This is a genomic window from Bradyrhizobium pachyrhizi (assembly GCF_001189245.1).
In the GTDB taxonomy this organism is placed as follows: domain Bacteria; phylum Pseudomonadota; class Alphaproteobacteria; order Rhizobiales; family Xanthobacteraceae; genus Bradyrhizobium; species Bradyrhizobium pachyrhizi.
Window position 1 is genome coordinate 15,432 of sequence record NZ_LFIQ01000053.1, and the last position, 15,020, is coordinate 30,451.

A 15,020-nucleotide genomic window follows, 5' to 3' on the forward strand; every position below is an offset into this window, starting at 1 on the left:
CAGATGCGACCAGCAGAAAGCGAGCGTGCCGGACAGGGCGTCCGCACGCGTCGTTCTGGTCATGGTCGCCTCATAGCCGTCGCAGTGGATGATGCCGCGATAGCCTTCGAGCAATCTCAAGCCATGAACGGCGCCGCGGCCCGGTGTATAAGCATAGATTACCCCAGGTGGGTCAGGTCCGGCCCAAGGCCGGTCATCGCGCGAGAGCGCCCAGAAGTAGCCGGTTTTGGCCCAGCCACGCCCGGATTCAACACCGGCGCCGGGGTCTCATCGACACAAAGCTTCACGGAGGCGAGCAAAACCTCGCGAGGACGGCGCCACAAGGGCTTCAGCTCCTGGGCGGCATAGCCAACCCAGAAGGCGAGCGTGGAACGGTCGAGCGCGATGCCACGCGTCGCGAGCATCTGCGCCTGGCGGTAAAGCGGCAAATGCCAACGAGACTTGGCGTCGATCACACGCGCGACCAGCCGCTCGGTCGGCAGTCCCCCCTTGATCAATCGCTCGGGCGCCGCGTGCTGGAGAACGACGCCATGGCAGGCGCGGCACGCGAGTTTGGGCCGGCGGGTGATGATTACGCGATACTGCACCGGTACGACGTCAAGCCTCTGGCTCTCATCGCTCCCAATTTCAAAAAGGACGCCTTCGCAGAACGGGCAGCAGGCTTCAGCGGGCATCAGGGTTTCGACGACGCGTGGCAAATGCTCCCGGCAACTGACCACGGTTGGCTCTGCGCTTAGCAGTTCTCTTCTCGCATGTTTTGGGACTGGCGCGATCTTCGACGGCTTCGAGAGCCGCGACGGCCGCGTCGATATCCACCAGAAGAAGCTGGAGCTGATCAGCGTCAAGCTTTTCCGAGGATCGACCGAACTGCGCATCTTTTGCAAGCTTGGGCAACTGTTCGAGAGCCTGGCACAGCGATCGAGCAGAGCGGCGGCAAAGACACGCAACTCGGCTGGATCGCTCGGCAGCCCATCAGGCAAATCACTCATTGGTCCGAGTCTGCCATGCTTCGCACCCGATGCGAAGACTTTATGTCCTTACGCAAGTGCTTTCGGCCGCGGGATTCGAGGCGCATGGATGCGTGTCCAATCCATGCCGGTCATAGGCGGCATCACTATCGAGAGACGTGGGTCTTATGCTAAGAGACTTAGCTTTCGAGAAGCTGACGAGAATCGGCAAGACAAGCGCATCTGCAGGCCGCGATCGTGAGTCACGGGAAAGGTGATGTCGCGGATGCAGGCTCGGGTGGGGTCGTGCTGTTCAGGCAGAGGTACGTCCGACGAAGACTCTGAGCAGCTTTGATTCAGTTACTTTTTCATTCCGAGCCGATCAGGCGAGCTTGAAACAGATCGATTTTCCCTCGATCGTGCATTCACCGTCTTACGAGGTTGGGTGGGGATCTGACGTTCAGTCAGTCCGTTGGGACCGGGCAAATCAACTCGAACCGTCGCTTCATAACTCGCGACACGGTTCTGGCGAATTGATTCTGCTGAATGTTTCGCGGCCAGCCCTTTCGGCCGCCTCCACAGGTCGCGTGTCCTTGCTCCCGGCCGCATTTAGCCGTTTTGGGAAGCCTGCTGCCGGTCGACTGCGGAGCGCTAAACTGAGTGAAAGACGAAGCTCTGAAACGGCTCAGGCCATCCTTTGTGTCACGATCGTTGATATATCGAGTCCATTCAGATTTCTGTAACGGTCAGCGAGGCTTTTGAACAACTCACTCATCTGATCTGACCGAACAGTAAACTCGCCGTAGTTGGGATCAAAGAGGGTGGTCATTCGGTTCGATGTCGACGTTGCGATTGTGTGCGCGCCACCTGCGGCGAAACGCAGGCCGAGCAAATAGATCGATGGGTCGGCGATGACTTCGTTCACTATCTGGGCAATGCGCGAAGATGAGCCACACCTATATCGCGTCTGCTCATCGGATGGGTCCAAGCCTGCTTCGCGCAGCATTGCGGTTCTTGCCTGAAAATTGTGAGAACCTCCCCCGCTATTTTGCAACCGAGTCTTGAGATCTTCATACCGCTGCTGCCGCACTGCCGCTGAGGCGTGGTTTTCAGCGCCCGGGAATAGCGCTCTCATTCGGGATGAGGGGCTGCTTTGGAGGCTGAGGAGCCACTCCGCTGCCAGACCGACGCAGATCCCGTTGACATTGGCCCCAGGTAATTCAGCAGTCCTGTATTGGAACAGTGGACGGACCGGCCTCTCCGGAGAGGATGGATTTGGGCTGGATGACAGAGAGGATGTGCTGGGGTCTGAGGAGACTGAACTATAAACGTTTGCGTCTGACGTATGTGGCTTGCTGCAGCAGATCCCCATTTGGTCGGACCACTCCCCAGATGGCGATCTCTGCCGTTGGGCGAGATCCGTAAGCGCTTGCGCAAAGTTATCACTATCCATCGACGGGCTCGGTTCGTCAGCTTGTTCAGGGCGCGTGGATTGGCCACCAATTCGATTATACATGATTGTTCGCCTGTCTTAGCGTACGTTTCCCCAAAGCGAGTACGGGCTTTTCATGCCCCGCGCGCGAAACGATATTGCAGCAAGCTGACGACGAACTGACGAGCAGAAAGAACCCGAAAACGCTATCGCACCGAGGGCTATTTGTGAGTCTAGCGTCTTTTGCTTAGCCAGCTCCGTTCGGCGATGGACGAGGAGCTTGCGGCTCTGGTTGAAGTTGCCGCCTTCCAGGAGATGCTGCTCGCGCCCCACGTTCAGCGCGGCTTCCACGAGCACCGGTTCGAACGCCGCGAGAAACGATCCAATCCTGTCGTTCTGTCCACCATGGACCCGGCCGCCGGTGCATATGGGACATCTCGTGCCGGCTGAGTGCACAGTCTCCTGCCCGACAGCAACATTCAGGCTCAGAAACCCCGCACCTTGCAACTGGCAGAAAAGCCGGACATGTCCGCCGGTCGCACAGCCTTCCGGCGGCGCAGGACCGACGTTTCTGCTCGGGCCCAGCGCACCTCTTCCATGCGGAATTGTTGACACAACGTCATGCTGTCGCGCTCATCCGTGCAAATAACATTGCCGCTTCGGATGGTCCTAGCCCAACGACGCCTACAAAGCTTGGCGGCGGCATTGGGATGTCCCGATGAGTAGGCTTCCAAAGGTGCAGGCAATATCGGCTGTTATTCACATATTGCGAATGTGGCGGATGCAGTTGCATCACGCATTCCTCCTCGTCCCAGAACAGGTCTTTTACGAAGCACATCTCTTCCCAGTTTGGACAACGCCGCGGCGTCGAGACAGCGACATGCTCCCAGCTAGGACGGACTAATCCACTGATCTTGAGCTCACACCCGCAAGGCCCCTGCACAAGAAACAGGCCGCAAGGGCCTGATCCGGGTACACTGGCGAACTGGCCGTATTTTACCCGGCCAGCCTCAAGCCTTTCTATAATCTGCGCTCGCACGTCCCCTCCTTTGCCTCGCGGATCGCTTTGAAGTCGACATAGACGACGTTGTCTGGCAACTCATTAACCCGCGCCACCTCGGTCCTCAACGCAGCGTTCCAAAACCGCTCTTCAGCGAACCATCTGCTGAGAAAGCCGCAGATGTCCATCATCACTTGCTCTCCTATTATTGGTTTTCGGCGGCTCACATCGTGTTTTGAGGACGCGACGAACGCCCTCACGCCTTCCGATTGCCTGAATGCGAGCCGTGCAACTCGATGCGAATCACCCATTTCCCCACTCATGGTGACCCGACGGCAAGATCCGTGGACGACTCCGTCGCAAGGTCAAGCCTCGCACGGGCCCTCTTGCTCATCGATGCCGGCAGGCCTGGACCTCACATCGCCGAACAGAAACGCGTTCAAGGCAGATGAGCCCCTGAGCCTCAGCACCTTCAAACAAGTATTGATTGCCCTGCCCGTTGAAATCATCTGTCGATGTGCTTGAACATATGAAATGGGCCGATCATGGCCTATCAACACATCGCGGATAGATCGATCATCATCCCGGCAGCTCCATCTGATCGCATGTGATACTTGCTTGTGGATTCGATTGTGGCTCGCAAACCACGCGCGCCGCCGCCACTGTGATTCGAGGGCGACGGCGCCTCGGTCCGTGCTGCCATCTGGTACTCGATAGGTCGCAGCGCTCGCCTCGTGGTCTGAAACAGTGCCAATGCGTCATCTATGTGACCATGGTCGCGCTGTATGAGCGCAAACCAGCTCGCATCAGAGCTGCAGACGGCTGGGCCGAACATGTCCTTGAGTGAGCTGCTAACACCTAGCCCTGGTCCCGCGATCTCAGCGGCTCTTCGTAAGCTAGCGGTCAGGGAAGGAGACTAGCCTGATTCACTTCCTCAGACTCAACTGCGATCAACGCGGATCTTTCGGAGCGTCTCCGCAATGCAGCACCTAACGCATTGTCGCCGTGGTATGGCGCTGGCGACGCATTTACCCTCTATCTGCAGGTGTTCGCCTTCAGACATCGATGTCGCGAATTCGACTACGGGCAGCTAGTTCACGGCACTGGACCCGACAGACACCATTTTTTCTTCTGTCAAAGCGGCACCTGCACTTCTCCGCTCGTGGCATGCTGATTGCTGGGTGAAGAAATACGAAGCCAACAGAACGCGCCATATCCGGGTATCATTCAAAATGGGCCATTTGTTTGGTCCAGAGCGGTGCAGTGCTAAACAGGTGCGCACTCCGCAACGTGTTCCGTCTGAGCGACAATGCGAACGAAATCACCTAGCTGGATACCTGCCGCGCAGCGAACAGAATTCTGATACCCGAACCTTGAAAGAAGACTGCGAAACTCATGAGTGATCCGAAGCGTGCAAACACGAGCCTATTTCCGTGGGCCAGCGCGTCATGGGATGAATGATGCACTGGCGCACACCAAAGCACCCCATGATCAAGCATTACGGCACAGACTGCGGACCTTGGCAGCCGCACAGGAAATGGAACCTGTGGCCGCTGGTCGGGCTGCTCCTAAATACGCTGCTCTGGGCCGGTATGTGCTGGATTGTCACAGCCCTCCTATGAGGAAATCGACTCGACCCACTTGCGACGTCACGACAAATGGTTCGGTACAGCCTCTCGTATGCCGCGGCTTCCAATCCAACCGAGCGGAGGATGGAACAGGCGCACCGTCATTTTAGAGGTGGAGATGACCTTCTTGCACTGACCTGGCTTAAGTTCACACTTGAGGCGGCGACCTAGGCACGGCACGCGGCCCTCTCGGGACACTAACGAAATAGAGACAAGAGGACGGATTTCGACTCCGCGAACTGATATGCCCGCAAGCATACCGGCTAACATTGGCTATTACCCGCGCCCAGATGCGCAACAAAATACGGAAACGTGCCTTGCGAAGCCCGCGCGAGAATGGCTAAAGGGATCGGTCGCCGGCCGCGCCAGTGTCGCGATCGCATTGCGACAGGAGCACGTTCGTATACCAGCATATTGCACGCGGCCACGCCGTCCCTCGCCCCCGGGACCCCGCCATACGGCTCGGCTCGCCCCGCGTGCAGACCTGCCACTACTTGGCCGCGCCAAGACGCTGCGTGATATTTGCCCCGCCAATAAAATTGCGAGCCGATGTACCGGCGGGACGTTCTGCCGAACGGAGCGAGCCGTTAAAACTCACAATCGGACAACGTATCGTCCTCGTTTCTCCGCGCCTGCCAGTCTTGAGCATGCCGAGCCAGCTTGTCGTATTCCATGGCAATCTTAAGAAGCCTATCTCTGGATTTGCCGTAAGCGAGTGCTTCCGCCTTCTTTCGCGTTGCTTCCGCACGGCCTCGCCAGTGATCGGTCTCGTAGAGTTTACTTTTCGGATTCATGGCGACGAGCATGCAATTTTCAGATCAACGAATTAAGACAAGGCGCTAAGTACAATTACGTAACAGCGACGCTTATCTCGTTGATTACGCTGCCGCGCAGTCATGCATAGCCGGCGTACAGCAATCGATGTGTATCCCTCCTTCCGAAGCGCCCTCGCGCAGGCATCCGTGTAAGACGGAATATGCACATTCCACACATCTTGAGACGGATCCACGAAGGGGCTTGAATCACACGCTGCGTCAGATTGTACGATCCTAGACACGTGGGGAACACCTTCGACAATCTACACGCTTCCTGACAGATAACGAGAACTGCGCACCCGGACTTGCTTCCCGGTTGACAGGTCAAACCTGCGTTTGGCGCAGGGAACAACAACCGCTGCCCACCAGCTTGAAAGGATACATCATGACTCAAAACCAACGAATCCGTTTGGCTTCGCGCCCCAATGCCAGCCACTGCGCGATCGCGCTTGCTATCGCATTGACAGCAGTAATCCCCGAGCAGGTGAATGCGCGCGACCAAGCGCCGACCGCAGAGGAGAAAGAGGCTTGTATGGAGGACGTGTTCCGCCTTTGCAGCAGCCACATTCCAGATCGTGTCGCCATCACGTCTTGTCTCAGATCCAAGCAAGCGAGTCTCAGCCAGCAGTGTCGCTACGTGATTTCCGCTCGAGATACTGGCAAGAAAAACGGCGACCCAAAGTGAAGGATCGTCGATCATGCCGGTGCCGACCAACTCACGCTCAGAATTGGACCAAACCTGACCTTCCACCAGCGCAACTGATCAAGCGCTGGCCATCGAGAGTGGCACCAATCGTGTCATAACTGACAGAAGCTCTGGCTACAGCTGGCTTGTCCGGATAGGCGAATGCACACATTACCCTTCGATACAGTTCTGATCGCCAATAGGGGCGAGATAGCTGCACGAATCATCAAAACGTTACGGAACCTTGGACTTCGTTCTGCAATTGCCTACCACGAGGTTGACGCCCTGACCCCCGCCGTCTCCATGGCCGACTTGGCGATTCCGATCAGCGGCCGCACGCCGGTCGCGAGCTACCTGGACTTCGCACAGATCATCGCTGCCGCTCGCAAGGCGGGTGCCGGCGCGCTGCATCCGGGTTATGGATTGCTTTCCGAGAATGCGGAGTTCGCCAAGGCTGTGATCGAGGCCGGCATTACCTTCATCGGGCCTGCTCCGGAAGCCATCGAACTCATGGGGGACAAGATCCGGGCTCGCAATTTCGTTCAGCGGAACGGCTTTCCAGTCGTTCCCTGCGCCATCGAAGAAGATGAACCGACGACGTTCGTTTCCAGAGCGCAAGCAGTTGGATTTCCTCTGCTCGTGAAGCCATCAGCGGGCGGTGGCGGCAAGGGCATGCGGATTGTTCGCGACCTCAGTGCATTGGAAGCAGCTATTGAGCAGGCGCGCAGTGAAGCGTGTCGCTACTTTGGAGATGGCCGACTTTATGTCGAACGATATCTCGAAATCCCACGGCACATCGAAGTGCAGGTGCTGGGTGACGCCTTCGGTAACCTGGTCCATCTCTTCGAGCGCGAGTGTTCGGTGCAGCGGCGCTTCCAGAAGATCATCGAGGAGACGCCCTCGCCCGCGCTATCGCCAGAATTGCGGAAGCGGATTTGCGAGGCCGCGGTTGGCATCGCCCGTGCAGCGCAATATCAAAATGCTGGAACGGTTGAGTTCATTCTAAGCGAAGGCGCATTCTACTTTCTCGAAATGAATACTCGCCTTCAAGTCGAGCATCCAGTGACCGAGATGATCACCGGTGTCGATCTGATCGCCGAGCAAGTTTATGCCGCAGCGGGCCGCGAACTTTCACTTTCACAGTCCGATATTGTTCCGAATGGGCACGCAATCGAGCTCAGGCTGTACGCAGAGGCTCCCGAACGCGGATACGTCCCAACCACTGGCAAAGTACTTCTTCTCGAATTTCCGGACGGCGTGCGGATCGACAGCGGTGTTATGCAAGGTCAGCACATCACGCCGGCATTCGATCCAATGCTCGCGAAGATCATCGTGCATGCGCCGAGCCGCATAGAGGCTGCTCTGAAAGCGCATCGCGCCGTTCGAGAGCTAGTTCTACTTGGGTGCGAGACCAACGCTAACTTGCTTGCCCGAATCCTGGCGGACGAAACATTTCTCGGCGGTCAATTCCATACTGGATACCTTGAAGAAAATCCGCATCTCGCAGCGGACAATTTCGCCACCGGATTGTGTGCGTTCCTGGCATCCGCCGCTCTCCTGACGAGACCGGTGCGTGCTTCCGCTGACGCCGTGCCCGAGCTTCACGCAACACTCGGCAGCTGGAGGAATTGACGTGTATCACTCATTCGAGCTCGACCGCGTAGACCATAGGCTATGGCTTTCAACCAGCCAGCAGGGCTACCGACTCCATTTGCGAGACCAAGTGATTGATCCGGTCGCCTTCACTCATCACAGTGAGAGTAGCGGCATCCTGACCATTGCGGGTGAGAGTGAACCGGTCAGGTTCGCCATCGAGGGCGACCTCATTCACCTACATATACGCGGCAGAACCCGCGTTTTGCGCTACAACGACCCGTTGCGAACGTTCGCTCCCGCGAATGACGAAATACGTCCTCTAACCGCCCGGGCGCCGATGCCCGGCGTCGTTGTTGCGATTACCGTTTCGCCTGGTCAATCAGTCTCGGCGGGAATGGCGCTGATGATGGTTGAGAGCATGAAGCTGGAGACGATCATACGCTCACCACGGGACGGCATCGTCGACCGGATTCACGTCGAGCAAGGCGACAGCTTCGAGCATGATGCCGTGCTGGTCACGCTCTCCAAGGAAGGGCGCTGAAATGCAGCGGATCGATTCCGTAGCGGACGTGAACTCGCAAGCGTTTCGCCGCAACGATTTCCACAACAGGCAATTAGCGGCCGAATTGAAGGAACGGCAACGCGCTGCGCGGTTCGACCGGCCCGAACGGGACTTCGAGCGACTGCGTCGACAACAGAAACTGTTTGTTCGCGAGCGACTCGCGGCCTTGCTCGATCCGGAAACTCCGTTCCTGGAGCTTTCCACGCTGGCCGCCAACAAGGCATATGATGGCGAGGTGCCCACTGCTGCGCAGGTTGTCGGCATCGGCATTGTGGCGGGTCGGGAGGTGATCGTTCATGCCGACGATGCCAGCGTGAAAAGTGGTGCATGGTATCCGCTCTCGGTCAAGAAGATTGTGCGGGCTCTAGACATCGCCATCGAAAACCGTCTACCGGTGATTCATCTGTGCGACTGCGCCGGCGGATTCCTGCCTTTGCAGGCAGAATTCTTTGCGGATCGCTACCATGCCGGTCGAATACTCCGGAATCAATCCATTCTCTCGAAGATGGGAGTGCCGCAGGTCGCCATCGTCATGGGGCACTGCACTGCGGCAGGGGCCTACGTCCCTGCGCTTAGTGAATACAACATTATGGTCGAAGGTACGGGAGCGATTTTTCTCGGCGGCCCCCCGGTCGTAAAGGCTGCCACCGGGGAACAAGTGTCCGCCGAAGACCTTGGCGGCGCCCTCATGCATACCAACGTGTCGGGTACCAGTGATTACGTCGCAAGCTCCGAGATGCATGCAATTGCGATTGCACGCGACATCGTCGCTCGCCTCCACCAACCGGCGAAGACCTGGATCGATCGAGAGGCTCCTGAGCCGCCCGCTTACAGTGCTTCCGAGCTTTACGGTATCATTCCAACGGACACGCGAGCGCAGTTCGACATGCGAGAAATCATCGCCCGTTTGGTCGATGGGAGCCGCTTCCATGAGTACCAGCCCCGCTATGGGACATCACTCCTGTGTGGCTTTGCGCGGCTTCATGGATATCAAGTCGGGATCCTTGCCAATAATGGCGTGCTGTTCGGCGATAGTTCGCTGAAGGGCGCTCATTTCATCCAATTATGCGACAAGAATCGGACACCCCTGCTCTTCCTGCAGAACGTCACGGGCTTCATGGTTGGCCGCGAGTATGAGCGACGTGGGATCACCAAGGACGGCGCTAAGCTGATCATGGCTGTTTCCGGAGCGTCCGTGCCGAAGTTTACGATCGTTTGTAATAGCTCGCACGGCGCGGGAACTTACGCTATGTCGGGACGCGCGTTTGATCCTCGATTTGTGTTCAGCTGGCCTAATTCTCAGATATCTGCGATGGGTGCGGAGCAAGCCGCAGGCGTGCTCACCCACGTCAAGGCGCGACAGTTGGCTCGCGCGGGCGGACGCCTCTCCGAACAACAACTGGCAGCCATTCGAGAGCCAATTCTTGAAGAGTATCACGAGCGATCGAGCGCCTATTATGCGACCTCCGAAATCTGGGACGACGGCATCCTTGATCCTGCCGACACCAGAACCGCCCTCGCGATTGCATTGAGCGCTTCGCTCAATACGCCGATCGACGCGCCGCAGTACGGGGTATTCCGGCTGTAAAGCAGGACCGAACACGAGTTGCGGATTGAGTCATGCCACCAGTTCCGCAACTGGCGGTGCCGAGATCGACGTGTGCTCCATCGGCATCTCAAATTGGAGCGCAGTTTTTCCCTGATTGGCTTGAACTAGCGGCCCCAGCGGGTCCACGAAGCTTTCAAGCACTCTATGAAAGCAGTAGAGCGTACGATCGTTACGTGCTGTGCATCTTCATCTGCAATGCGCGTTACTTTTTAGTAGCCAAGAGGTTTGGCTTCGATCGACCCGAAGCAGGTAATAGAAGCCCGCTTCAACGCTCCGTGGCGCAGCGCCCCAGGCCAAAAGGCTTGGAAGAATGCCGTGCACCGGGTCGGAACACCGCGATCAAGAGGCAGCCGCGGCAAGCGCCGGCGTGAGACAATTATGTTGGCGCTGGCGTCCATGCGCCAGCACTGTCTGTTATCAGTCCGGACCGCACCATGAAATGGAGAGCTTGACCCTCACGTAGCGTCAGGTTGTAGCCTCACTTCGGGCCCCGCGCTCAACCAACTGATACGCAAGGGTCAATGAAGTATCAGCCGCCCGGGGACAGGGCAGCCAGCTGCTTCGATGCACCAATGCCATGTCTCTTCAACGAAAAGCCCCCCGTTGAACGGACAAGCCTAAGCTTTGGACAGGGATCGTGTAAAGTTCAATGGAAGCGCTCAAATCGATCATTGGCAAAGTTGCCAACGGCGCCACTCTGACGCGTGAGGAAACTGCGTTAGCCTTCGACAGCGTGATGTCGGGTCACGCGACCCCCTCACAGATCGGCGGCTTGTTGATGGGAATGCGGGTCCGCGGCGAAACGGTCGAAGAAGTCACGGGTGCAGCCTCCGCGATTCGGAATAGAATGCCGCGGGTCGAGGCGGCATGCGATCCCATCGATATCGCTGGCATGAGCGACGGTCCTTTGTGTTCGGTCAACGTGTCGACGTGCGCCTCCTTTATCGTCGCCGGGACCGGCGTTCCTGTTGCCAAGCATGCCAACCGCACTGCGTCCTCAGGTTCGGGCGCCGCAGACGTGTTGGCGCGCCTCGGCGTGAAGATCGATCTTGAGCCTGAGGCAGTTGCGCGTTGCGTGCACCAAGCCGGCATAGGCTTCATGTTTGCGGCGGCTCATTATCCGGCGATGCAGCGCGTTGGCCAGATTCGGACCGCACTTGGGACCCGCACAATTTTCAACTTAATCGGGCCGCTGTCCAATCCGGCCAGGGTCAAGCGACAGATCGTCGGGGTATCCTTTCGCGAATGGGTCCAGCCTCTGGCGTATGTGTTGAAGAACCTTGGCGCGGAATCGGTATGGGTGGTTCATGGCTCGGACGGGCTCGACGAAATAACCCTTACCGGCCAGACCTTTGTAGCAGCGCTTGAAGCGGGTACAGTCCGCACGTTCGAGGTGACGCCGGAAGAAGCCGGGCTCCCCCGCTGCCGCAAGGATGCGCTGGAAGGCGGCGATGCCGACGCCGCCGCGCTGCAAAGCATGCTCGATGGTGCACCAAGTCGATTTCGCGACGCCGCGCTTTTGAATGCGGCGGCGGCTTTGATTGTAGCCGGCCGGGCCTCGACGCTACAGGAAGGCGTTGCACTTGGGAAAGATTCGCTTGATCGCGGCGCCGCGGCCGCTCGACTGGAGCGCTTGATCGCGGTTTCTAATGCGTGACAGCCGAGTTGGTCGAGGTTCCAACGTTCTGACAAGCGCGAAGGGAGTGCAGCCACGAATGTGCGCTGCTTCTGCGAACTTTCGAAGACGGTGTGCGCCAGTCCGCGCCCTGATCAAGCAATTAGCCTTAAGCACGCCGCGCGAGAACCACCCGCTTCATCGGCAAGCGCCCGTTGCGGCACCGTCGAAGTCGGGGTCCGCGACGGAGTGGGCGCGCTGCGCTCAAAAGGAGATAAGCGGGAATGTCCTCACAGGATATGGAAACACTCGGATCTATTGCCACGATAGAACACATCATTCGAAAGTTTCGGGAATTGATCGACACGGACGGCTCGATCCCGCCGGAGCTGCGAGGTGCGCTGCACGCGACGCTCGATGAGCATCTTCTCGATGCGAAAAAGCGTGTTCTTTTGAGAGTACATTAACGTGCCGATGCAGCTAAATGCGGAGAACATCCGGCCGACTACTCATGGATTCCTCGCCGCGATCGACGCCCGAGGAAACTTGCGAGCCGCCGCCATGCCCATCGATAGGACGCTCGCAAGCAGGAAATCTCCTCGCGCTGAGCTACCCTGCGAAATGGAGCGGCCATTTGAGTACAGCGCGCCCAATTGCAGGCGCAAAGGGACGTCATCTGCTCGTAACGGAAGCACCAGAATTGGAGGACAACTCCAGAGGCAGGTCATGAGCCACCAGTCCGCTCCTGGGATTCGGGATATTCCATCGGTCCAAGCGACAGAGTTCCGTCAGGCCATGCGAAATCTGGCAGGTGGTGTCGCCATCGTGGCGACAGGAACGGCCGCCGAACGACGGGGGCTGACGGTTAGTTCTGTGACCTCCATTTGCATGGAGCCGCCGTGTCTGCTCGTTGGCATAAATGCCGGCTCCGAGACGCATGACGGGATACTCGCCAGTCGCAGTTTTGGCGTCAGTCTTCTCAGCACTGACCAGGAAGACCTTGCGCTACGTTTTGGCGGTCAGGGAGGTGCGAAAGGTATTCACCGCTTTGATACCGCGCCCTGGAAACAGGGCGCTCTCGATGTACCGCTATTGCCGAACGCATTTTGTGCGCTCGAATGCGTCTTGTACGACCACAAGGTGATCGGCACACATACCATCTTTATCGGCCGAGTTATCGCGACCTGTGTAGGTCACGGCAATCCATTGATCAATTTCAGGGGCGCGCTTCGAACCTTGTTGCTTGATTGAGTGGGCCGTCCCTTACAGGCCCTGTTCGGGCGAGCGCGGCATTCACGCGAGCCTACGACGAGTTAAGGGAGAGATGATCTGCGTCGCTACATGCGCTGCAGGAAGTGCTTGCGAACCGCGACTAGCCCTACAAGCGCGGCCATAGACAACGAAGAACTCCCGCATGCACCGCTTCGGGCTGATCGACGGGAGAGCGATAGCAAACGATGAAAGATGAATGGGCAAATTCGAGAGAAAGCGGCTCGTCGCCTGATGAAGCACGCACACAGAGAACGCCGCGACATGCCCTGGATTAATCGCCGTCGCCATTTTGGCGTGGCAGGAGGATTGACGTACCGGTTGACGTACTTCCATTAGCCAACTTTTTCCGGAAGGGATCATTGAAACATCACCGCCAAGGCACTGCCCGTAGGTCGCCGTTGACTGAGAGACTGATATATTCCCGCCTACGCAACATCGGAGGGATGTGCATGACTGAGCTCCGACTGTCCAAGCACTCTCGACAATAAGCGCTCATGTGACGAAGCGGAGCGATTGCGAAAAGAAGCCACGTGGCACACCGCTAGGTGTTGAACGCGACAGGCTTATTCGCCGCGCTCGCCAGGCTGAAGCGGCTTGCATGACGGAGTGATTGGCCTCACGGGGGTTGGAGGCACCAACCTGAGAGGGCCCTGAGACCGTCGAGAAAGTGCCGAGCAGTGCCCGCGTGGTTCGCGAGATCCGCGCGACTACCGCGCGGGAGTTGTGCTCGAAGCAGATTTGCGTCGGCCGTTCTGTCCTGGATTATTTGTTGGCACGCCAAAACTGGACTGCACCGGTTTGCGGCCCGCATGCTGAACATCCTTGCGCGACCGCCGCGGTTAGTCGATCCAGCAGGCACCTACACAAGGGAGGTGCAGGTCCTTGCGTGGCCGAACTGCGCACCGGCCCCCCCCCGAAAGATCGCAGAAACGTGAAATGACAGGAAGATGACAGCTAGCACCCACGAGGCGGCTGGATCGATGCCAGGGAATGTAATTTGCGCAGTTATCGACGCGTCCTACCAAGCTTGGTAGGTCCGTTATTGCAACCGGCGCGGCATTATTGCCTGCGGCAAGACCAGACTTCAGAGGTCCACCTGACGCGCTGTGTTCCAGCGCGAAGGCCTACTTTTGCGAACGGTGAAGTCGAATTCAAAGGTTCAGGCAACTATGTCCAGCAACCCCTTCGAAGCCGCGGTGATTCTCGATGGCATCCGCCGTTGGGTCGAAATCGAGTCTCCGACCGAGCGGCCGGATCAGGTCAACAGACTGGCTGATCTCGTCGCGTCAGGCTATCGTGACTTGTCGGCGACCGTCGAGCGCGTTGCGGGGCGTCACAGCCGCGGCGATCATTTGGTCACGCGCTCGTCCTGGGGGCAGGGCGTACCGGGCATTCTCGTGCTGAGCCATCTCGACACAGTTCATCCGATGGGATTCATCGAGCGCTTGCCGTTCAAGGTCGAGGGCAACAGGGCGTTCGGCCCAGGCATCTACGACATGAAGGGCGGCGCCTACCTCGCCTATCACGCGTTCCGGCAGGCTTGCGCCGATGACGTCCGCCCTCCGCTCGGCATCACCCAGCTTTACGTATCGGACGAAGAGACCGGTAGCCCGACGTCGCGGGCGTTGATCGAGGCCGAGGGTCGCAAGGCCAAGTACGTGCTCGTGACCGAGCCCGCGCGCGACGGCGGCAAGATCGTCACCGGACGCAAAGGCGTTGCGCGCTTCGACGTCTTCGTCAAGGGCACGCCGGCCCACGCCGGCGCGCGCCCCGAAGACGGCTGCAGCGCGATCCGGGAACTCGGCAATGTGATCCAGACACTGGAGGCGATGAACGATCTCAAGCGCGGCGTCACCGTC

At 58.3% G+C, this 15,020-nt stretch carries 13 protein-coding genes and 1 pseudogene; 9 read left to right on the forward strand and 5 right to left on the reverse strand.

The window, feature by feature from the left end; translation table 11 throughout:
• Together tnpC and AKL29_RS10310 are read right to left on the reverse strand one after the other, a co-directional pair.
• A pseudogene (gene tnpC / locus AKL29_RS44595) lies at positions 1-989 on the reverse strand (IS66 family transposase); the annotation flags it as partial.
• Between the two features lie 643 nt (positions 990-1,632).
• Entirely contained in the window at positions 1,633-2,463 is an 831-nt protein-coding gene (locus AKL29_RS10310) for a YopT-type cysteine protease domain-containing protein (protein ID WP_050384077.1), read from the reverse strand.
• Between the two features lie 183 nt (positions 2,464-2,646).
• On the opposite strand from AKL29_RS10310, the gene AKL29_RS10315 reads away from it, so the two are divergent.
• Positions 2,647-2,829, forward strand: a complete 183-nt coding sequence (locus AKL29_RS10315; protein ID WP_152977514.1) for a hypothetical protein — start codon at positions 2,647-2,649, stop codon at positions 2,827-2,829.
• Positions 2,830-2,998: 169 nt separating this feature from the next.
• Here AKL29_RS10315 and AKL29_RS46625 read toward each other — a convergent pair whose 3' ends face one another.
• The 3 genes from AKL29_RS46625 to AKL29_RS10325 all read right to left on the reverse strand — a co-directional run bounded on the left by AKL29_RS46625 (position 2,999) and on the right by AKL29_RS10325 (position 5,813).
• On the reverse strand, positions 2,999-3,418 hold the full coding sequence (locus AKL29_RS46625) for a DUF7694 domain-containing protein (protein WP_152977515.1): 420 nt from the start codon (positions 3,416-3,418) through the stop codon (positions 2,999-3,001).
• Entirely contained in the window at positions 3,400-3,690 is a 291-nt protein-coding gene (locus AKL29_RS10320; RefSeq protein WP_152977516.1) for a hypothetical protein, read from the reverse strand. Before AKL29_RS10320 ends, AKL29_RS46625 begins: the two co-directional genes overlap by 19 nt.
• 1,904 nt (positions 3,691-5,594) lie before the next feature.
• Positions 5,595-5,813 carry a hypothetical protein gene (locus AKL29_RS10325; RefSeq protein WP_050384080.1) on the reverse strand — a complete coding sequence of 73 codons (219 nt, stop codon included), beginning with the start codon at positions 5,811-5,813 and terminating at the stop codon, positions 5,595-5,597.
• A gap of 394 nt (positions 5,814-6,207) precedes the next feature.
• On the opposite strand from AKL29_RS10325, the gene AKL29_RS40510 reads away from it, so the two are divergent.
• From AKL29_RS40510 to AKL29_RS44600, 8 genes are all read left to right on the forward strand, one after another.
• Positions 6,208-6,507, forward strand: a complete 300-nt coding sequence (locus AKL29_RS40510) for a hypothetical protein (protein ID WP_244481897.1) — start codon at positions 6,208-6,210, stop codon at positions 6,505-6,507.
• Positions 6,508-6,669: 162 nt separating this feature from the next.
• Positions 6,670-8,139, forward strand: a complete 1,470-nt coding sequence (locus AKL29_RS10330) for an acetyl-CoA carboxylase biotin carboxylase subunit (RefSeq protein WP_050384081.1) — start codon at positions 6,670-6,672, stop codon at positions 8,137-8,139.
• A gap of 1 nt (position 8,140) precedes the next feature.
• Complete coding sequence (locus tag AKL29_RS42750) at positions 8,141-8,644, forward strand: acyl-CoA carboxylase biotin carboxyl carrier protein subunit (protein WP_050384082.1); 504 nt, start codon at positions 8,141-8,143, stop codon at positions 8,642-8,644.
• A gap of 1 nt (position 8,645) precedes the next feature.
• Complete coding sequence (locus AKL29_RS10340) at positions 8,646-10,253, forward strand: acyl-CoA carboxylase subunit beta (RefSeq protein ID WP_050384083.1); 1,608 nt, start codon at positions 8,646-8,648, stop codon at positions 10,251-10,253.
• A gap of 670 nt (positions 10,254-10,923) precedes the next feature.
• Positions 10,924-11,931, forward strand: a complete 1,008-nt coding sequence (gene trpD / locus AKL29_RS10345; protein WP_050384084.1) for an anthranilate phosphoribosyltransferase — start codon at positions 10,924-10,926, stop codon at positions 11,929-11,931.
• 242 nt (positions 11,932-12,173) lie between these two features.
• Entirely contained in the window at positions 12,174-12,356 is a 183-nt protein-coding gene (locus AKL29_RS40520; protein ID WP_080667282.1) for a hypothetical protein, read from the forward strand.
• Between the two features lie 259 nt (positions 12,357-12,615).
• Positions 12,616-13,140 (forward strand): flavin reductase family protein, encoded by a 525-nt coding sequence (locus AKL29_RS10355; protein WP_152977518.1) that lies wholly within the window; start codon positions 12,616-12,618, stop codon positions 13,138-13,140.
• Positions 13,141-14,330: 1,190 nt separating this feature from the next.
• A partial coding sequence (locus AKL29_RS44600; protein WP_244481898.1) for a M20/M25/M40 family metallo-hydrolase occupies positions 14,331-15,020 on the forward strand: 690 nt, incomplete at its 3' end.